Annotated in this window: 26 protein-coding genes; 23 read left to right on the top strand and 3 right to left on the bottom strand. The window is 36.3% G+C overall.

Features of this window, described 5'->3' with window-relative positions; translation table 11 throughout:
• Positions 1 to 115: 115 nt before the first annotated feature.
• The 14 genes from dacF (at position 116) to NLJ82_RS19765 (ending at position 10,738) form a co-directional block, all read left to right on the top strand.
• Positions 116 to 1,306, top strand: coding sequence for a serine-type D-Ala-D-Ala carboxypeptidase DacF (gene dacF / locus NLJ82_RS19830; RefSeq protein WP_000831994.1), 1,191 nt, complete (start codon positions 116 to 118; stop codon positions 1,304 to 1,306).
• Between the two features lie 170 nt (positions 1,307 to 1,476).
• Positions 1,477 to 1,827, top strand: a complete 351-nt coding sequence (gene spoIIAA / locus NLJ82_RS19825) for an anti-sigma F factor antagonist (RefSeq protein ID WP_000059133.1) — start codon at positions 1,477 to 1,479, stop codon at positions 1,825 to 1,827.
• Positions 1,828 to 2,268, top strand: coding sequence for an anti-sigma F factor (gene spoIIAB / locus NLJ82_RS19820; protein ID WP_001243400.1), 441 nt, complete (start codon positions 1,828 to 1,830; stop codon positions 2,266 to 2,268). It begins immediately after the preceding gene.
• 12 nt (positions 2,269 to 2,280) lie between these two features.
• Entirely contained in the window at positions 2,281 to 3,039 is a 759-nt protein-coding gene (gene sigF, locus NLJ82_RS19815) for an RNA polymerase sporulation sigma factor SigF (RefSeq protein WP_000350729.1), read from the top strand.
• A gap of 137 nt (positions 3,040 to 3,176) precedes the next feature.
• Positions 3,177 to 4,703 carry a sodium-dependent transporter gene (locus NLJ82_RS19810; RefSeq protein ID WP_000450064.1) on the top strand — a complete coding sequence of 509 codons (1,527 nt, stop codon included), beginning with the start codon at positions 3,177 to 3,179 and terminating at the stop codon, positions 4,701 to 4,703.
• Positions 4,703 to 4,801, top strand: coding sequence for a methionine/alanine import family NSS transporter small subunit (locus NLJ82_RS19805; protein ID WP_000016826.1), 99 nt, complete (start codon positions 4,703 to 4,705; stop codon positions 4,799 to 4,801). Before NLJ82_RS19810 ends, NLJ82_RS19805 begins: the two co-directional genes overlap by 1 nt.
• 116 nt (positions 4,802 to 4,917) lie before the next feature.
• Positions 4,918 to 5,538 carry a stage V sporulation protein SpoVAA gene (spoVAA, locus tag NLJ82_RS19800; RefSeq protein ID WP_000438356.1) on the top strand — a complete coding sequence of 207 codons (621 nt, stop codon included), beginning with the start codon at positions 4,918 to 4,920 and terminating at the stop codon, positions 5,536 to 5,538.
• A complete protein-coding gene (gene spoVAB, locus NLJ82_RS19795; protein ID WP_000572932.1) occupies positions 5,531 to 5,947 on the top strand; it encodes a stage V sporulation protein SpoVAB in 417 nt (138 codons plus the stop codon). The genes spoVAA and spoVAB overlap by 8 nt, the downstream gene beginning before the upstream one ends.
• Before the next feature lie 14 nt (positions 5,948 to 5,961).
• Entirely contained in the window at positions 5,962 to 6,420 is a 459-nt protein-coding gene (spoVAC, locus tag NLJ82_RS19790) for a stage V sporulation protein AC (RefSeq protein WP_000147736.1), read from the top strand.
• A gap of 13 nt (positions 6,421 to 6,433) precedes the next feature.
• Positions 6,434 to 7,450 (top strand): stage V sporulation protein AD, encoded by a 1,017-nt coding sequence (gene spoVAD / locus NLJ82_RS19785; RefSeq protein WP_001241148.1) that lies wholly within the window; start codon positions 6,434 to 6,436, stop codon positions 7,448 to 7,450.
• Positions 7,451 to 7,453: 3 nt separating this feature from the next.
• Entirely contained in the window at positions 7,454 to 7,804 is a 351-nt protein-coding gene (gene spoVAE, locus NLJ82_RS19780; RefSeq protein WP_000384637.1) for a stage V sporulation protein AE, read from the top strand.
• A 5-nt stretch (positions 7,805 to 7,809) separates the two neighbouring features.
• Positions 7,810 to 8,379: a stage V sporulation protein SpoVABEA gene (gene spoVAEA / locus NLJ82_RS19775; RefSeq protein WP_001254415.1), complete on the top strand. Its 570-nt coding sequence runs from the start codon at positions 7,810 to 7,812 to the stop codon at positions 8,377 to 8,379.
• On the top strand, positions 8,366 to 9,838 hold the full coding sequence (gene spoVAF / locus NLJ82_RS19770; protein ID WP_000165582.1) for a spore germination protein SpoVAF: 1,473 nt from the start codon (positions 8,366 to 8,368) through the stop codon (positions 9,836 to 9,838). Before spoVAEA ends, spoVAF begins: the two co-directional genes overlap by 14 nt.
• Before the next feature lie 96 nt (positions 9,839 to 9,934).
• Complete coding sequence (locus NLJ82_RS19765) at positions 9,935 to 10,738, top strand: Cof-type HAD-IIB family hydrolase (RefSeq protein WP_001993687.1); 804 nt, start codon at positions 9,935 to 9,937, stop codon at positions 10,736 to 10,738.
• A 30-nt stretch (positions 10,739 to 10,768) separates the two neighbouring features.
• On the opposite strand, the gene NLJ82_RS19760 is transcribed toward NLJ82_RS19765, so the two are convergent.
• Positions 10,769 to 11,635 (bottom strand): DUF1002 domain-containing protein, encoded by an 867-nt coding sequence (locus NLJ82_RS19760; RefSeq protein ID WP_000850502.1) that lies wholly within the window; start codon positions 11,633 to 11,635, stop codon positions 10,769 to 10,771.
• A gap of 187 nt (positions 11,636 to 11,822) precedes the next feature.
• Here NLJ82_RS19760 and NLJ82_RS19755 point away from each other — a divergent pair, with 187 nt between their 5' ends.
• From NLJ82_RS19755 to ribT, 3 genes are all read left to right on the top strand, one after another.
• Positions 11,823 to 12,260 (top strand): peptidylprolyl isomerase, encoded by a 438-nt coding sequence (locus NLJ82_RS19755; RefSeq protein ID WP_000853792.1) that lies wholly within the window; start codon positions 11,823 to 11,825, stop codon positions 12,258 to 12,260.
• 213 nt (positions 12,261 to 12,473) lie between these two features.
• On the top strand, positions 12,474 to 12,656 hold the full coding sequence (locus NLJ82_RS19750; protein ID WP_002028396.1) for a hypothetical protein: 183 nt from the start codon (positions 12,474 to 12,476) through the stop codon (positions 12,654 to 12,656).
• 68 nt (positions 12,657 to 12,724) lie between these two features.
• The gene (gene ribT, locus NLJ82_RS19745) at positions 12,725 to 13,093 is read left to right on the top strand and encodes a GNAT family N-acetyltransferase RibT (RefSeq protein ID WP_000908397.1); all 369 of its coding nucleotides are present in this window, start codon (positions 12,725 to 12,727) and stop codon (positions 13,091 to 13,093) included.
• 20 nt (positions 13,094 to 13,113) lie between these two features.
• Here the strand turns inward: ribT and NLJ82_RS19740 are convergent, their stop codons facing one another.
• Positions 13,114 to 13,632 carry a DUF309 domain-containing protein gene (locus NLJ82_RS19740; RefSeq protein ID WP_000283586.1) on the bottom strand — a complete coding sequence of 173 codons (519 nt, stop codon included), beginning with the start codon at positions 13,630 to 13,632 and terminating at the stop codon, positions 13,114 to 13,116.
• Positions 13,633 to 13,730: 98 nt separating this feature from the next.
• Positions 13,731 to 13,826 carry a YjcZ family sporulation protein gene (locus tag NLJ82_RS19735; RefSeq protein ID WP_000510194.1) on the bottom strand — a complete coding sequence of 32 codons (96 nt, stop codon included), beginning with the start codon at positions 13,824 to 13,826 and terminating at the stop codon, positions 13,731 to 13,733.
• 169 nt (positions 13,827 to 13,995) lie between these two features.
• Between NLJ82_RS19735 and NLJ82_RS19730 the strand changes: the two genes are divergently transcribed.
• The 6 genes from NLJ82_RS19730 (at position 13,996) to NLJ82_RS19700 (ending at position 19,256) form a co-directional block, all read left to right on the top strand.
• Positions 13,996 to 14,739 carry a segregation/condensation protein A gene (locus NLJ82_RS19730; RefSeq protein ID WP_001199760.1) on the top strand — a complete coding sequence of 248 codons (744 nt, stop codon included), beginning with the start codon at positions 13,996 to 13,998 and terminating at the stop codon, positions 14,737 to 14,739.
• A 158-nt stretch (positions 14,740 to 14,897) separates the two neighbouring features.
• On the top strand, positions 14,898 to 15,470 hold the full coding sequence (scpB, locus tag NLJ82_RS19725; RefSeq protein ID WP_000376223.1) for a segregation/condensation protein ScpB: 573 nt from the start codon (positions 14,898 to 14,900) through the stop codon (positions 15,468 to 15,470).
• Positions 15,471 to 15,548: 78 nt separating this feature from the next.
• A complete protein-coding gene (locus tag NLJ82_RS19720; protein ID WP_001214088.1) occupies positions 15,549 to 16,451 on the top strand; it encodes a ComEC/Rec2 family competence protein in 903 nt (300 codons plus the stop codon).
• A gap of 208 nt (positions 16,452 to 16,659) precedes the next feature.
• The gene (gene nagA / locus NLJ82_RS19715; protein WP_001993693.1) at positions 16,660 to 17,802 is read left to right on the top strand and encodes an N-acetylglucosamine-6-phosphate deacetylase; all 1,143 of its coding nucleotides are present in this window, start codon (positions 16,660 to 16,662) and stop codon (positions 17,800 to 17,802) included.
• Between the two features lie 4 nt (positions 17,803 to 17,806).
• A complete protein-coding gene (gene nagB / locus NLJ82_RS19710; protein ID WP_001024206.1) occupies positions 17,807 to 18,595 on the top strand; it encodes a glucosamine-6-phosphate deaminase in 789 nt (262 codons plus the stop codon).
• Positions 18,525 to 19,256, top strand: coding sequence for a GntR family transcriptional regulator (locus NLJ82_RS19700; RefSeq protein WP_012644586.1), 732 nt, complete (start codon positions 18,525 to 18,527; stop codon positions 19,254 to 19,256). Before nagB ends, NLJ82_RS19700 begins: the two co-directional genes overlap by 71 nt.
• Positions 19,257 to 19,280: the final 24 nt, after the last annotated feature.

The raw sequence follows: 19,280 nt of genomic DNA, 5'->3' as shown, positions 1-19,280 counted from the left end.
ACTTAATACAATAAAGGTGATGAATGTGTTTGTCAACTGAAAATGTTAGAAAAATATGGTATTAAAAAACAGTAAATTGGAAAAAATAGGTTTGATATAGAATGGAGGGTTAGTCATGAAGCGAGTTTTTGGAATACTTGTTTGTTTCATGTTATTGCTTTCTGGTACTTCAGTTAGTTTCGCACAATCTGAGAAGACGAAGCAGGAGAAAACAGAAGAAACAACGCCGAAGTTAGCGGAACAAGCGTCATCAGCAATTGTAATTGAACAAGATACAGGTAAAGTTTTGTTTGATAAAAATCCAAATGAGAAGTTACCACCTGCTAGTATGACGAAGATTATGACAATGCTATTAATTATGGAACAAGTTGAAAAAGGAAAATTAAAACTGACCGATAAAGTGAGAGCAAGTGAGCATGCAGCTTCAATGGGTGGATCACAAATCTTTTTAGAGCCTGGAGAAGAGATGACCGTAAATGAAATGCTAAAGGGTATTGCAATTGCATCTGGAAATGATGCGTCTGTTGCAGTAGCAGAGCATATCGCTGGTTCAGAAGAAGGTTTTGTAAATATGATGAACAAAAAAGCGAAAGATTTAGGACTGAAAAATACTCATTTTCAAAATCCGACAGGTCTTCCGGCTAAAGATCATTATTCCACAGCAAATGATATGGCTATAATGGCGAAAGAATTGATGAAGTACCCACTTATTCGCAAATACACAGGAAAATACGAAGACTATTTACGTGAAGATACGGATAAGAAGTTTTGGCTCGTTAATACGAATAAGTTAGTGCGTTTTTATCCTGGAGTAGATGGTGTAAAAACGGGCTTTACGACAGAAGCAAAATATTGTTTAACAGCATCGGCTGAAAAGAATGGGATGCGTGTTATTTCAGTTGTTATGGGAGCACCTACATCGAAAGAACGGAACAATCAAGTAACGAAGCTTCTTGACTACGCATTTGGTCAATATATGACAAAGAAATTGTATACACGAGGCGAAAAAATTAAGACTGTCCAAGTAGGAAAAGGGAAAAAAGAAAAAGTAGATTTAGTTGCGTCAGATAATGTATCTCTTCTTATGAAGAAGGGCGAAAATATGGACAAGGTAAAGCAAGAAGTAATTGCTGAAAAGAAAGTGAAAGCACCAATTAAAAAGGGCGATGCGCTTGGTACACTTGTTATAAAAAAAGATCAAGATGTTTTATTAAAACAAACAATTGTAGCAAAAGAAGATGTTGCTGCAGCGAGCTGGTGGGAGTTATTTAAAAGAAGTTTTGGGATGTTTTCAACATCAAAATAGCGGCAAATATTTTGCCGCTTTTCTATTCGTATGTAAGTAAATAATTGCTGAATGGTTTCACTTTATGGCGAAATAGTTCTTCTTTTGTCAGTAGGAAGGATTCTTATGTTGTATCACGAAAATCTTTATGTATGTAAATGAGTAAAGTTTGAGCATAAGGAGGAAATCGTGTGAGTCTTTCCATGCAATTAGAAGTAAAACGTGACGTCCTATGTGTGAGGCTAGCGGGTGAATTAGATCATCATACTGCTGAAGAGTTGCGAACGAAAGTAACAGATATGATTGAGACACATGGTGTTCATCATATTGTTTTGAGCCTAGAGAACTTATCGTTTATGGATAGTTCTGGTTTAGGTGTTATATTAGGCCGATATAAGCATGTAAAGGGATTAGGTGGAGAAATGGTTGTTTGTGCAATTTCACCGCCTGTTAAACGTTTATTTGAAATGTCGGGCTTATTTAAAATTGTTCGCTTAGAAGAAAGTGAAGCGCATGCGCTCGCGACGTTGGGGGTGGCATAAATGAGAAATGAAATGAACCTTCAATTTTCAGCGTTAAGTCAAAATGAATCGTTCGCTCGCGTTACAGTAGCTGCTTTCATTGCACAACTAGATCCTACGATGGAAGAACTTACAGAGATTAAAACAGTTGTGTCAGAAGCGGTTACGAATGCAATTATTCATGGGTACGAAGGAAATGCAGAAGGTGTTGTTTATATTTCTGTAATTTTGGAAGAAGCAATGGTGAAACTCACGATTCGAGATGAAGGGATTGGCATCTTTAATTTAGATGAAGCGAGACAACCCCTTTTTACAACTAAACCTGAATTAGAGCGTTCCGGAATGGGATTTACTATCATGGAAAATTTTATGGATGAAGTAGAAGTTATTTCAAACGAATCTTTCGGGACAACAATCCATTTGACAAAATACTTATCAAATAGTAACGCTCTATGCAATTAAGGAGAATAGCCTATGGACATAGAGGTCAAAAATGAGAAGAAGAAACCTCAGTTAAAGGACCACGAGCTAAAAGCGTTAATTCAAAAAAGTCAAGATGGAGATCAACAAGCAAGAGATACAATTGTTCAAAGTAATATGCGTCTCGTATGGTCGGTTGTGCAACGTTTTCTTAATCGCGGATACGAACCAGACGATTTGTTTCAAATTGGATGTATTGGACTCTTAAAATCGGTAGATAAATTTGATTTATCTTTCGACGTGAAATTTTCAACATATGCAGTTCCCATGATTATTGGCGAAATACAACGATTTTTACGTGATGATGGATCAGTGAAAGTAAGTAGGTCTTTAAAAGAAACAGGAAACAAAATTCGAAAGATGAGAGATGAGCTTTCGAAAGAATTCGGAAGGGCTCCAACGATTAATGAAGTAGCTGAAGCGTTAGAACTAACGCCAGAGGAAGTGGTTCTGGCGCAAGAAGCAAGTCGTGCCCCTTCATCCATACATGAAACGGTGTATGAAAACGACGGAGATCCAATTACTATTTTAGATCAAATTGCAGATCAATCTGAAACGAAATGGTTTGATAAAATTGCTTTAAAAGAAGCAATTAGAGAATTAGATGAGAGAGAGCGTTTAATTGTATATTTACGCTATTATAAAGACCAAACTCAATCAGAAGTAGCAGAGCGAATAGGTATTTCGCAAGTGCAAGTTTCAAGACTTGAAAAGAAAATATTAAAACAGATGAAAGATCGAATAGATGAATAGTTATCTATTCGATCTTTTTTTATGACTTTAATAGGAGGAGATTGTAAACTTTCTTAAAAATTAACAGAATTTATTGATAATTTAGTAAATTTAAAATATAATCCAATTATGAACTTGTCACAAAGGGGGAAGGAAATATGGAAACGAGGCAACAATGGGGAACGAGGGCTGGATTCATTTTTGCAGCGGTCGGCTCTGCCGTTGGATTAGGAAACATATGGCGTTTTCCTTATACGGCGTATGAAAATGGGGGAGGCGCATTCTTTTTACCGTACTTATTCGCATTATTAACGACTGGTATTTCACTATTGGCGTTTGAATTTGCTCTTGGGCACCGTCACCGTGGTTCAGCACCACTTACGTTCTTCCGTATTCATCCGCGTGCTGAATTCATCGGATGGTGGCAAATGTGTGTAACGTTTATCGTTTCAACATATTATGCAGTAATTATTGCTTGGTCTATTTCTTATACGTATTTTGCAATTACTGGCGCATGGGGGAAAGATACGGAATCATTTTTATTTAAAGAGTATTTACATGTTGCAGATAAACCGGGACAGTTTGGAGGGCTCGTACCGGAAGTATTAATTCCACTAGCTCTCGTTTGGATTATTGTGCTTGGTGTTGCTTTTAAAGGAGTTAAAAAAGGAATCGAAGTTGTGAACCGTATTTTCATCCCTTTACTAGTTGTTATGTTCCTTATTATCGTAGTTCGTGCAGTGACGATGGAAGGTGCAATGCAAGGATTAGATGCATTCTTTAAACCAGATTGGAGTCGTATTTTTGACGGAAAAGTATGGCTTGCTGCTTACGGTCAAATCTTCTTTAGCTTATCTTTAGCATTTGGAATTATGATTACGTATTCTAGTTATTTACCGAAAAACTCAGATACAACAAATAATGCCTTTATTACTGGATTTGCAAACTCAGGATTTGAATTATTAGCAGGGATTGGGGTCTTTGCGGCTCTTGGATTTATGGCAAATAATATGGGAGTACCAGTTGATAAAGTGGCAAGTGCTGGTGTAGGGCTTGCGTTCGTAGTATTCCCGCAAATTATTAATGAATTACCGATGTCACCTTTATTTGGCGTATTATTTTTCTTATCATTAACGGTTGCCGGAATTACATCCCTCATCTCGCTTGCGGAAGTATGTTTTGCTGCTGTATCTGAAAAGTTCAGCTTAAGTCGCCAAAAAACAATTGGAATTATGGGGACGCTTCTCGTACTCGTTTCTCTCGTTTTTGCGACACGTGGCGGGCTTATGTTCCTAGATGTTGTGGATTACTTCGCTAATAACTTCGGATTAATTACAATTGCTCTAGCGGAAGTAGTTACGATAGGACTCATTTTACGTCGTTTACCAGTTTATCAAAATCACGCAAACTTCGTATCTGATATTAAGTTAGGGACGTTTTGGAGAGTGAGTTTACTCGTTATTACTCCGCTTATGTTAGGGTACATGTTAATTGATGGTACAATCCAAAATATTAAAAAGAACTATGGAGGTTACCCAACGGAGTTTGTCGTAACATATGGTTGGTCAATTGCAGCAGCGTTCCTTATCATTGCGCTAATCATTAGTTTAAAGAAATGGAATGCACAAATACATTCAGATTCTGCTAAGCTTGAAAAAGAATGGAAAGATCGAGGTGTTTCATAATGAGTGGATCAGCGATTATGATGATGGTTATTGGAATAGTAGTCATTTGGGGAGGGCTCGCATTAAGCATTGCAAATTTATTTAAGAAAAAAGCATAAACTAAAAAACATCTGTACCGAAATGGTACAGATGTTTTTTTATGAAAAAATTGTATTAGAAAAAAATTGAATAACCATACTACAACTACGAGGAAGAGTGAAGAGGTGAATGGAAATTGGAACAAACAATTTATATTAAAATGCGTAATCGATTAAAAGTTTCTCCTACGTATGAAGTAAAGCTGGGAGATGTTGCTCAACTTGCCGGAGATGCTGCAGTAGTTCAGTCGTTACAGGATGAGGTAATTTATAAAATTACAGCGCGTGATAAAACGCATGTTGTAATTGATGTTATGAAAATAATTGAGATTATTAGGCGAAAAACCGCTCATATACAAATTAATTTACTCGGTTCTGGACAAACTCTTGTTGAAATTATATATGAAAAAAAGAAAGTACATCCGATTTTTTTAGGACTTGTATGGTTGTTACTTTTCATTGGAGCAGCTCTTGCCATCATATATTTTCATGAAGATGTAAGCATGCAACAAGTGCACCAACGGTTATATTACATGATTACGGGAGAATTTAAGGCACAACCACTTTTATTTCAAATTCCTTATTCATTAGGTCTTGGGCTAGGCATGGTTTTATTTTTTAATCATGTATTTCAAAAGCGTATTAATGAAGAGCCGAGTCCGTTAGAAGTGGAGATGTTCCAATACCAGCAATCACTTGACCAATATGTAATTGTTCATGAAAACAAGGATAATATGAAACAACTTACCGATGATTGAGTCTGGATTCGTTATTTTAATTGCTTTAGCAGGAGGAATTGCTGTAGGTAGCGGATATGTTGCGTTTTTAGCTGTACTTGGTATAATCCCTCGTCTAGCTCAATTAACGAGAAGTGGAAAGCACATTCAATATTTTGAGTGGGCAGTTATTGCAGGTACGTTAACAGGAGCTTGGTGTAGTTTGAAAAACATTACATTTCAAACGTCGCAATATTGGCTTGTTATATTAGGAATATTTTGTGGTACATTCATTGGAATGCTCGCTGCCGCATTAACGGAAGTGTTAAATGTTCTACCTATTTTAGCGAAACGAGTAGGGGTAGAGGGGAAGATTGTTGTTTTACTCGTTGCTCTTGTACTTGGAAAAGTAATAGGCTCGTTGTTTCACTGGATTTATTTCGTAAAATAGGAGGCAATATATAAATGACAGGGCGAAAACTAAAGGACGATTACGTAAATAAAGTGAAGGAATACCATCCGAAGCCAAATTATTTTATAAATTGTGTTAAGGCATTTTTTGTAGGTGGACTCATTTGTACAATCGGAGAAGTATTGATGAAATTTTATATACATTATTTTCATTTTAGTGAACAAGAGGCAGGGAATCCAACAGTCGCAACTCTTGTACTATTATCGGCGATTTTAACAGGTTGTGGTGTATATGATAAAATCGGTCAATTTGCTGGAGCAGGTTCGGCCGTACCTGTTACGGGATTTGCGAATTCTATGGCAAGTGCTGCGCTAGAGCATAAGAGTGAAGGAATTGTACTTGGGGTTGCTACAAACATGTTTAAGCTAGCGGGAAGTGTAATCGTTTTTGGTGTTGTCGGTGCGTACATTATTGGGTTAATAAGATATACTTTTAAAATTTTTATGTCTTAAAGGAGGGGCTAGTATGAGGTTGACAGGAAAACAAACGTGGGTATTTCAAAATGATATTTATGTGAATGCAACCGGTACTGCCGTCGGTCCAAAAGAAGCTGAAGGCCCTCTTGGAAAGGAATTTGATATTTCATATGATGATTTACATTGCGGAGAGGAAAACTGGGAGCTTGCGGAACGAAGATTAATGTCAGATTCTATTCAACAAGTCATGCAAAAAGCAAATGTAGAAACATCACAAATTGATTTCTTTTTAGCGGGTGACTTATTAAATCAAACAGTAACAGCAAATTACGTTGCGCGTAAGTGGGGAATTCCCTTTTTAGGCATGTTTAGTGCTTGTGCGACCTCGATGGAGACTTTAGCGGTCGGATCAGCCTTTATAGATGGTGGATTCGCAAATCGTGTTTTAGCGACGGTAAGTAGTCATAATGCAACAGCTGAAAGACAGTTTCGTTATCCAACAGAGTATGGGGGACAAAAACCAGGAACAGCAAATTCCACTGTTACAGGTGCGGGATCCATATTAATTAGTAAAGAAAAAAGTGCCATTAAAATCAAAGCGGCTACGATTGGAAAAGTGCAAGATTTAGGAATTGCGAACCCTTTAGATATGGGATCGGCGATGGCACCTGCTGCAGCTCATACAATTCAGCAACATTTTGAGGATTTGAAGAGAAGTGCAGCCGATTACGATTTGATTGTTACCGGTGATTTATCAGCTATTGGGACACCGATCGCGAAACAACTGTTACTGGAAGAAGGTTATGATATTGGGCATATATATAACGATTGCGGATTAATGATTTATGATCCCGGTCAAGAAGAAGTATTTGCTGGTGGTAGTGGTTGTGCTTGTTCAGCTGTTGTCACATATGGTCATTTATTAAGCGAGATGCAAAAAGGGAATTTACAACGAATTTTTGTCGTTGCTACTGGTGCGTTATTAAGCCCGATGATGATGCAACAAAAAGAAACAATTCCAACAATTGCACATGGTGTCGTATTTGAGAGAGTGAAGGGAGAGTGAATTGTGGATTATATATATGCATTTCTTGTAGGAGGCGCTATTTGTGTAGTTGGGCAAGTATTGTTAGATTTCGCAAAGTTAACACCAGCCCATTTAATGGCTACTTTTGTAGTGATAGGAGCAGTTTTAGATGGATTCGGATTGTACGATAAGCTTATAAAGTTTGCTGGTGCTGGGGCGACAGTTCCTATTACAAGTTTTGGACATTCCCTATTACACGGGGCAATGCATGCTGCAGAGAAACACGGATATATAGGGATTGGTATGGGTATGTTTAGTTTAACGTCTGCAGGTATTTCAGCAGCAATATTATTTTCATTTTTTGTAGCACTTATATGTAAACCGAAAGGATAAATCAAATGAGACGAAGGGTTGTTTTGGTCACAGATGGAGATGAATATGCAAAGCGAACAATTGAGCTTTTAACGAAGGAATTTGGGGGAAGGTGTATTTCAGCATCACAAAGTAATCCAACCAAATTGACAGGGAAGAAAGTTGTTGAGCTTATTATGCAAACGCCATATGACCCTGTATTTGTCATGTTTGATGACAGTGGATTTATTGGAGAAGGATCTGGTGAAAAAGCTTTAAAATATGTAGCCACGCATAAACAAATTGATGTACTTGGGATTTTGGCAGTAGCGTCTAATACACACCATTGGGAATGGGCACGTGTAGATGTAAGTGTAGATCGGAACGGGAATTTAACGGAATATGGTGTTGATAAATTTGGACTTCCAGATGGTGAAATTGGCAGAATTAGCGGAGATACAATTTATTGTTTAGATGATTTGAATGTTCCCGTCATTGTTGGTGTTGGTGATATTGGTAAGATGTGTGGAAACGATGAATGGGAGAGAGGCTCACCAATTACGAAAAAAGCAATTCAGTTAATTTTGGAAAGGAGTGGATTTTATGACGAAGCCTAAAAAAATAGATATTCCGATTTCAACTTTCATAAGTGACAATGAAAATTATTTAAAACAAACGGCTGGATTAGGCGTCACATTTGATGTTGGTATTCGTAAATTTCAAATTTTGAATAAAGAAATTGCAGTATTATTCGTAAATGGACTTTGTGATACAAATTATATTATTCCTATTTTAGAAGAAGCTGTGGATACGAATGAAATAAGGGATGTTGAAGAAGATACTGTAAAGCTTTTAGAGAATCGTTTAATTCATCAGCAAGTAAGTAAAGTGAAAACGATGGATGAAGTAATGCTTCAAGCGTTATCAGGGCTTATTGTTATATTTGTGGAAGGCGAAACAGAAGCGTTCGTGATAGATGTTCGTAGCTATCCAGGACGAACACCGACAGAGCCAGATACTGAAAAAGTAGTACGCGGTGCGAGGGATGGATTTGTTGAAAATATCGTTGTAAATACAGCGTTAATTCGTAGAAGAATTCGAGATCCACGTCTTCGAAATGAAATTATTCGAGTAGGGGATCGATCGCAAACGGATATTTGTATTACATATGTACAAGATGTTGCAAATCCAGATTTAGTAAAGATTATAAAACAAGAATTAAATAATATCGATGTCGATGGCATTACGATGGCGGATAAAACAGTGGAAGAATTTGTTGTAAAGCAAAGCTATAATCCATTCCCGCTTATTCGATATACAGAAAGACCGGATGTAGCAGCAAATCATTTATTAGAAGGACATGTTCTAGTACTAGTTGATACATCACCGAGTGCTATGATTACGCCAACAACATATTTTCATCATTTACAGCATGCAGAAGAGTTTAGACAAAATCCAGCAGTCGGAACATTTTTACGTTGGGTACGCTTTTTAGGTGTTTTATTCTCCTTGTTTTTACTACCGTTTTGGTTAGTGTTTGTATTTGATCCAACTCTTTTACCAGAAAATCTTGCTTTTATTGGACCGACTAAGATGACACATTTACCAATTTTATTACAGGTGATAATGGCAGAAGTAGGACTTGAATTTTTAAGGATGGCAGCCATTCATACTCCAACGCCGTTATCGTCAGCAGCAGGATTAATTTCTGCCATATTAATTGGTCAAATAGCAATCGATGTAGGTTTGTTTGTACCAGAAGTTATTTTGTATGTAGCAGTTTCTATGATCGGTGCTTATGCAACACCGAGCTATGAATTAGGGCTAGGGAATAAGGTTGGAAAATTATTTGTTATTATTTTAACAGGTCTCTTCCATGAGATGGGCTTTGTAATTGGTATGACGATATTGATTTTATTTTTAACGTCTATAAAAAGTTTGCAAACCCCTTATTTATGGCCGTTTTTACCATTTGATTGGGGCGCATTAACAAAAATTCTACTCCGTCCGACGATGTCTAGTTTAAAAGTACGACCAAGTATTGTAAGACCTCAAAATGTAAAAAGACAAAAATAAACGGGATTATACACCCGTTTATTTTTTTAGCAAAAATTTATTGTTTTTTAACAAAAATCAAACGTTTTTTGTGTACACTTAGAGTAGATATTGTGTATGGAAGGGGAAGAGGACATGATTAAATTATTTGTAAGTGATTTAGACGACACGCTCGTTTACAATGTAAATCATATGCAAAAAGAAGATGAACGTGCAATTTGTTGGTTAGCTGAAAAAGGGACAAATATTTGTTTTGCCTCAGGCCGCTTTACTCATCGAATTGATGAAGTCGTAAATAGGTTTGAATTCCCATATTACACAACTGGCTTAAATGGAGCGACAATGTTACTTCCGGATGGGAATTTATTTTATGAATCGAGTTTTGAAAATACGGTTGCCCAGGAAATATATCGATATATACATAAAAAAGGACTAGCGGATATTGTTTGTGCAAATGAGCAGCGATATACAAAAAGGAAGAATGAACATCACCATAATTTTGAAGCGTATATGGGAGTGCATATCGCTGAAATTGAAGCGTTAGAAGAGGAATTTGGTAAAACTGTACATCCTGCGAAATTGTTTGTTTTTGGGGAAGAAGAGACAATTGAAGCATTAGATCAAGAATTACGAGATACATTTCAGAACGAAGCGGAAGTTTTTATGTCTGGTAAACGCTATGTTGACATTATGCCAAGGGGAGTAAGTAAAGGGAGTGCTTTAAGACGACTAATGGAACATTTGCAAATTGAAGCAAATGAAGTTGCATGCATTGGAGATTCTTTCAATGATATTTCTATGTTTGAAATAACCCCGCATTCATTTACTCTGCACCATGCTCATCCATATGTGAAGGAGAAAGCGAATCATATTGTTCGTTCGGTTGAAGAAGCTATTATGAAATTGCCGTTACTTGTATAAAAAAGAAGCTCGCTACTAGCGAGCTTCTTTTTACTTGAATAACGATTTAACAAAATCAATGATACTTGAGAAGAAATCTTTCACTTTATCTAGGAAACTTTGCCCTTCTTCAGATCCTAAAAAGGCAGAAACGTGTTCTTTTGCTTTATTTAACTGACTGCCAACTTGATTCCAATCAATGTTAAGATTTTTCATTTTATCAAATAGAGCAACTAAGTTATCTAACTGTTCATCCGTTAATGTAATACCAAGTTGATCCGCAATTTTTTTAATTAATGAACGTAAATCTTCAGTCGTTTTTGGCTGCTCTTTGGCAATTTCTTCTTTAATTTTCGCAACAAGTTGAACTGCTTTTTCTTCACCAATTTTATCGCCGAGCTGGGATGTTTGCACCATTTCTTCATTGGCTACTTTTTTTACTTCCTCAGGAATTGCTTTGTTTGATGTTGTTTCATAGGCTTTCATTAAACCAGTTAAAGCAGCAGTTCCAGAAACTTTAAATGGTGCAGTAATTTGAATTTCTGCATCTTTCACACCTGCTGTAATAAGTGCGTTTGTGTACATTGCATCTGTTATTGAATTAATGTTTTTTGAACGTACAATGAGACCAGAACCTGGCTTTGTGTATGTGATCATAGAAGAGGAAATTGCTCTCGTACCAATTTGCGCTTTTGGAACAATCCCTTCTAGAAATTTATGTTCTTCCGCATTAGACACAGTAATAATTGTAGCATCTTTTGGTGCTTTCATTTCTTTTAACAGATCTTGTTTTTGTTGTTCAGACAAGTTTTCTCCTAGTGTAACAATTGATTCTCCTTCGATGATGTCTGCAAACGAAGCTGTTGGCATAATAAATACTGCTACAGCTAATAGCAGAGCTAGTAATTTCGTTTTCACGAAAAATCGCTCCCTTTCTCTTTCTAAAATTTTCGGGCAACACAGTTATTATAGTATATATTTCTTATTTGTCACCTAGCTTTTTCCACATTTCAAAAAAGAAGTATGTAGATTGTCGGATTCTTTTTGTTTCTAGTCATGAATGTGGTAATATAGTGCTGAGATAGTTGAAAGGAGACATATACGTATGAAAACTTTAGGATACATAGTAATGGAAAATGGTGAAAAAATCGATTTGGAATTTTTCCCAGAAGAGGCACCAAAAACAGTAGAAAACTTTAAAAAACTAGCAGAGCAAGGATTTTATGATGGTGTGACATTCCACCGCGTTATTCCTGGCTTCGTAAGCCAAGGTGGAGACCCAACAGGAACGGGTGCGGGTGGCCCAGGTTACTCTATCCCATGTGAAACTGATGGAAATCCTCATAGACACCTTGTAGGATCACTTTCTATGGCTCATGCTGGCCGTAACACAGGCGGTAGCCAATTCTTTATCGTTCATGAGCCGCAGCCACACTTAGATGGTGTACATACTGTATTCGGTAAAGTAACAAGCGGTATTGAAACAGTATTAAACATGCGTCAAGGTGATGTAATGAAAGAAGTTAAAGTTTGGGAAGAATAAGTGAATGAGAAAAGAGAGCTATTGCTCTCTTTTTTTAATAGGAATGGGTATTTCGTTTACGGTACATGATACAAGTAGTAATGTGATTGTAGTGAAAATAAGTCGCTTATGAGAACAAAATATTAACAAATTACATAGAATACATTAGATTCCACATTTCAATAAAAGTTGTTTATTACATTCATTTTGCTAGAATTCATCTGCTCTAAGGTGATGAATAGTGAAGTGATAATGAGCGGTGGATGTTTCTTTTCACTTTCATATAACAGTGTTTCTTCTTTTATCTACTTAACAAAAATAGTAATGAAATGTATATTTGACTTTCTTCTTTTCGCTTTGTATGATTATCAAGTTGTTTTAAGCTCTTCTCACTCTGTTGAAAATATTGTAAAATGAATGTGATATGAAAAGAGTGATTGAGGGGATTTAATAGTTTGTAACTTTTGTAAGAAGGGATAAGGGTTATGTTAATTCGTTTTAAAAAAAGTTATGAAAAGATTGCAATGGGGCTTCTTTCATTTATGCCAACTGAAAAAGATGTGAAAACATTACAATTGACTATGAAAGATTATGAAGCAAAGGATGATTGGCAATTGTATTTGTGGAAACAAAACGAAGATTTTGTTGGGATAATGGGGATTGTAAAAAAAGAGAATCAAGTTTTGGAAATTCAGCATTTGAGTGTGAATCCATCTCACCGTCATATGGGTATTGGGACGAAGATGGTTCAAGAGTTAAAGAGTAAATTTCTTGAATTTACAATTTGCGGAAATGAGCAAACAGCAAGTTTTTGCAAAAAGTGTAAAGGGCTTGAACAAAATATACATTCGTGAAAGCAGAGATAAGTAGTTTATTATCTCTGCTTTCTTTTTTGTAATTGTTCGTTTCGTTCAGCGATGACTTCTGTTCGATCACGTAATGTGTGCTTATGTATTATAAATTCATTAGAAGTAGCATTCACGTCTTTCCAAGGAAGGTTTTGTTTCTGACATAATTCTATGCAGTACTTTTCTAATGTTGTATCCGACAATGGTAAAAATAACGGTGTAAAACTTTCTTTTTTCTGGATAGATTGCAATTTATCTTTGAGTAAGAACAGAAGTTGTGCCTCATTTATTCCTAAACGAAGTAAATGTGCACTGTTTTTTTCTAAAATCGTTATGGCGCTTTTCATCATCTTCTCTGCGCCATTCCAGTTAGAGCGTCTGTGATGGTATAAAGAAACTGCAATTTGAATGAGGCCGACTAAATAATGATCCCGATTTCCTCTCGGTTTTGTTTTCCAATATTCTTCCAGTATTTCGTGGCATTCAAAATAATCATAATCTCCGTGAAAATGAATTAAAAACTGTATGTATTCCGTAGGATACATTTTCTTCGCCCCTATCTAACGGTTATAAGTATAAGTTTATCATAGAAATATGAACAATAAACGACTAGGGAATTTCTCCCTAGTCGTTATTGTTCATATTAGCAGAAGCAAGCTGCCCCTACAATAATGAGTAAAATAAACAATACAACAAGTAATGCGAACCCACCGCTAAAACCACAATCAACGTGACCCATAGTTTTTTGACCTCCTACATTGTTCTTACTACACTGTTATCATATGAAGTGGTGGGCATGATGCCATAGGCATAGGTCTATTTTTAATTAAATTTCTTAAAAAGGTTGGATAGAACATGAGTATGCTCTATACTTATGTTGTTATAGAAAAAATGTGGTGGGATGCTTTGTGCAGTATAATTTTAAAGTAGAGGCTTTTGAAGGGCCTTTAGATTTATTGTTACATTTAATACATCGTTATGAAATTGATATATATAATATTCCTGTAGCGGAAATTACAGAGCAATATTTATCTTATGTTCATACGATGAAAGAATTACAATTAGATGTTGCAAGTGAGTATTTAGTAATGGCTGCAACGTTATTACAAATTAAAAGTAAAATGTTGTTGCCGAAACATGAAGAAGATGTACTTGATAACGGTGATGACTTTATAGATGATCCTCGTCAAGAATTGATGGAGAGGTTAATTGAATATAAGAAATATAAGCAAGTTGCTACTGAACTAAAAGAAAGAGAACAAGAAAGAGCACAGCTATATACACGTCCGCCAATTGATTTTACATCGTTGCAACAAGAAGAGGAGACAAGCTTGCCTCTTGATGTTACGTTATATGATATGCTAGCGGCATTTCAAAAATTAATGCGCCGTAAAAAAGCAAAGAAACCTGTGACAACACGTATTACTCGTCAAGAAATACCAATTGAACAGCGTATGACGGATATTTTAAAGCTGTTAGAAATACAAGGTGGTCGTCAAAGTTTTTATGATTTGTTTGTTGATGATGAACGGGAAATAATGGTTGTAACATTTTTAGCGGTTCTTGAGCTTATGAAAAATCAACAAATCGTAATTGAACAAGAACATAATTTTGATGAAATTTTCGTATCAAGCTATACTAAATCTGCATAGAGTTAGTATGGAAAATGGGATAGAAATAGTATATCTCATGCTAGGTTTGAATGTATCGTTTGGAACAAGAGAAAAAATATTGAACCGAACGCATTGATTGTGATTCGGTTTTTTGATGTGTATTTTTATGGAGAAAATAGGAGGAAGGAGCTCGTAAAATGGATAGAACAGAACAGAAATCAATCATTGAAGGGCTTTTATTTGTTTCTGGTGATGAAGGGATTTCTCCTGAACAAATAGCAAAAGTCCTTGAAATTGAAGGAAACGAAGTAATCAATATTTTAGAAGAAATGCAAAAAGAATGTGAAGGTGCACACCGCGGTTTGCAAATTGTACAGTATGCAAAAGTATATCGTTTTGCTACAAAGAAAGAACATGCGTCGTACTATCAAAAACTAATAGATATCCCAACAGCTGCTTCACTCTCTCAGGCTGCGCTAGAAACGTTAGCAATTGTTGCATATCGTCAACCCATTACAAGAACTGAAATGGAAGAGATTAGAGGAGTAAAAACTGATAAGGCGTTACAAACGTTAGTATCACACTTACTTATAAAAGAAATGGGAAGAGCAGAAGGACCTGGGCGTCCGATTTTATATGGAACGACGAAAGAATTTTTGGACACGTTTGGATTAAAAACATTAGATGATTTACCTCCGCTTTCTGAAGAAAACGAACAAATGAATGAAGCGGATTTATTCTTTGGTTCTTTACAAGAGATATCGAAATAAAAGCTTAGCATTTTGCTAAGCTTTTTTTGTATATCAATTATATACCGTGCCATACTAATTGAAAAAAGGAGACGAGTTATGAGAGGTATACGAAGTATTTTATTATTAGTTTCTGTTTTGTTATGCTTTTCTTTAAATAGTGCATCGGCAAAAAGGTATATGATGTCTATTCATACCGCGTCTCCTTTACATATGCAGCGGCAACATTTTGGTAAAATGAAAGTGAGTTTCTTAAAAGTTGGGCAAGGTGATGCAACACTTATTATATTGCCAAATGGACAAACGATGTTAATTGATGGAGGACCTTATGAAGCTGGTGAGGTTATCATCCAAAAGCTAATTGAAAAAGGAATTAACCATTTAGATGCTATCGTCAGTACTCATCCTGATATGGATCATATTGGAGGGCTCATTCCGATTGTAGAGCAAATGCCGGTATCACTTATATTAGATAGTGGAAAAACATATAGTTCTCTTACTTATCATACGTATCGAAATCATATAAAGAAAAGGGGAATCCCTTTCATTTCAGTAAAAGAGGGCCAATACATACCGCTAGATCCGCATGTTTCCATACAAGTATTAAACAATGGGAAGTCCAAAGATGAAAATAATGAATCTTCAATTGTATTAAAGGTTCGGTATGGTAAGGCAGATTTTTTACTAATGGGTGATGCTGATGTGCGGACGGAAACTGAAATATTAAAGCAATTTGATGTACATGCAGATGTGCTAAAGGTGGGACATCATGGCTCATATACTTCAACAAGTGAAAGGTTTATAAAGAAGGTAGAACCACAGTTCGCGATTCTTTCTTATGGTAGCAAAAATCCGTATGGGCATCCGCATCAAAGTGTAGTGAGACGATTAAAACAGCATGGTATAATGATGTATGGAACAAATAGACGTACGGTAGAAATGGAAACAGACGGCGAACATATTACAATAGGGTCTAGCGGATTAATGCCATTACTTAAGTGATTCATACAATAGATGATATTGTTCCTTTTTGGAAAAAATGAATAACATATATTATAATTGCGAGAGACGTACTAAGCTTCCTTTTTGTTAAGCAAAGAGGAAATTTCATTAGAATGTATAGACAACTACTCGTGCATATATTAAGATGGAATTAGGCGAATAAGGTAATAATAACAAGTAGGTATTTCATGGGAAAGGATCGATGAAAATGAAAACGCAAGTTGTCATCAATGCCAAAATTTATACAGGTCAAGAAGTAGTAGAAAACGGATTTATTCGTTACGCAGAAACAATTAAAGAAATTGGTTTGATGGCTCAATATGTATCACAAGAAAATGAAACTGTTTTAGATGCGGCAGGGAAAATTGTGATTCCAGGTATGATTGATGTTCATATTCATGGTGGATACGATATTGATGCGATGGATGCAAATAGCGATGGGTTAGTAACTCTAGGGAAAGAAATGTTAAAAGAAGGAGTTACAACTTACTTCCCAACAACAATGACACAAGCTCCAGAAGCAATCGAAGCAGCACTACATGCTGCGAAGGAAGCGAAAGAAAAAGGAGCGCATTTCGAATATATTCACTTAGAAGGACCGTATGTTTCAAAAAAACGTGCGGGTGCACAACCACTTGAACATATTGTTCCTGCGAATATTGAACAATTTAAACAATGGCAGGAAGCAAGCGGAAATTTAATTAAATTAGTAACATATGCACCTGAAGAAGAAGGTGCGTTAGAGTTTGAGCAATATCTTACTGAAACTGGTGTTGTTGGCACAATGGGACATACCGATGCAATTGATGCGCAACTAAAAAATAGAAACATTACACATGCAACGCATTTATACAATCAAATGCGTGGATTACATCACCGTGAACCAGGAGTTGTTGGTCATGTGTTATTAAATCCAGATGTAATGGTTGAAGTAATTACAGATGGTATTCACATTCACCCGGATATGGTGAAATTAGCATATAAATTAAAAGGACCGAAAAAAGTAAGTGTTATTACTGATGCAATGCGTGCAAAAGGTCTTGAAGATGGATTATATGAGCTTGGCGGACAGCCAGTACATGTAAAAGATGGTAGTGCTCGATTAGAAGATGGAACGTTAGCTGGTAGTATTCTAAAAATGGATCAAGCTTTCCGAAATGTAATTGAATTTACAGGTTGTTCAATCGAAGATGCAGTACTAATGACATCAGTGAACCAAGCAGAAGAGTTTGGATTAAATAATAAAGGTGCATTAGCGGTAGGAAAAGATGCAGACTTTGTTGTGATGAATGAAGATTTACATGTATATGATACGGTTCGTTTAGGAATTCATATGAAGGAAGGGAAGTAATGAAATGAATATTCTTGTTGTAAAAACTCCAGAAGAACTAGCAGAAGCAGGTTATAAATTAATTGAAGAAGTTGTAAAAACAAAAGAAAATCCAACATTAGGAATGGCTACAGGAAGCTCTCCATTAGGTATTTATGCAGAAATGCGAAAAAATAAACTTGATACAAGCCGTGTAACCACTGTAAACTTAGATGAGTACGTAAATTTACCACATGAAGATAAAAACAGCTATCACTATTTCATGCAAGAACAGTTGTTTGATCATCTTCCATTTAAACAAACTTATGTACCAAACGGGATGGCAAGTGATTTAGAGGAAGAGTGCAAACGTTACGAGGGCATTCTAGCTGCTAACCCAGTTGACCTACAGATTCTTGGAATCGGTGAAAACGGTCACATCGGATTTAACGAACCAGGAACACCGTTTAATTCTCCAACAAACATTGTTGAATTAACAGAATCTACACGCCAAGCAAACCTTCGCTTCTTCGAAAAAGAAGAAGATGTGCCAACTCATGCAATTACAATGGGAATTGGAAGCATTATGAAAGCGAAACAAATTCTACTTGTTGCTATGGGTTCTAAAAAGGCAGAAGCTGTTAAAGAATTATTGCAAGGTGCATATAGTGAAGCGTGTCCTGCTACAGTTTTACAACGTCATCCGAATGTAACCGTAATCGCTGATCAAGAAGCTCTATCTTTATGCAGTGAGGCGATTGCTGATGAACATCGACAAGTATTCACCATTTCCGATCTATTATCAGATTCAAGAGTGGGTGAAACAGCTAATTGAGGACGGCGAATGGAAGCCGGGAGATAAAATCCCATCTGAGAATGAACTTTGCGATAAGTTCGAAGTGAGTCGTATGACAATCAGACAGGCGATTAATAATTTAGTGGAACAAGGTTATTTATATCGGAAACGTGGAATCGGTACGTTTGTCCAACTTCCGAAAGTGGAACAAAAACTGCAAGGAATGACAGGATTCACGGAAGATATGATTTCTCGTGGGATGAACCCAAGTAGTCAATTATTAAGTTTCCGCCTAGTTCCAGCTACTGTGAAAATAGCAGACCGGCTGAGAATACAGGAGGGAGAGTCGGTTTATGAAGTGAGGCGTATTCGCTTAGCTGACGATGAACCGATTGCTTTTGAGACGACATATTTGTCGCCAGCTCTTGTAAAAGATATTAACGAAGAAATATTGCAACAATCTTTATATGAACATTTAGAGAAAAAACTGGGCTTCAAACTTGTTAGCGCTACTCAATCAATTGAAGCTTCAATTGCAACGGATAATGAAGCGGAACATCTGCATATTCCTAAAAAGGCGCCAGTGCTTGTCATGCGTCAATGGTCATATTCAGAAGGTGAAGTACCGTTAGAGTATGTGAAATGTATTTATCGTGGAGATCGTTATAAGTTTATTACAAACATCGCACGTAACAAATAATATATTTCAGTTTGTGAAGTACAG

It is taken from the genome of Bacillus paranthracis, from assembly GCF_024296885.1.
GTDB lineage: Bacteria > Bacillota > Bacilli > Bacillales > Bacillaceae_G > Bacillus_A > Bacillus_A paranthracis.
This window is presented reverse-complemented; position numbering and strand designations above follow the sequence as displayed.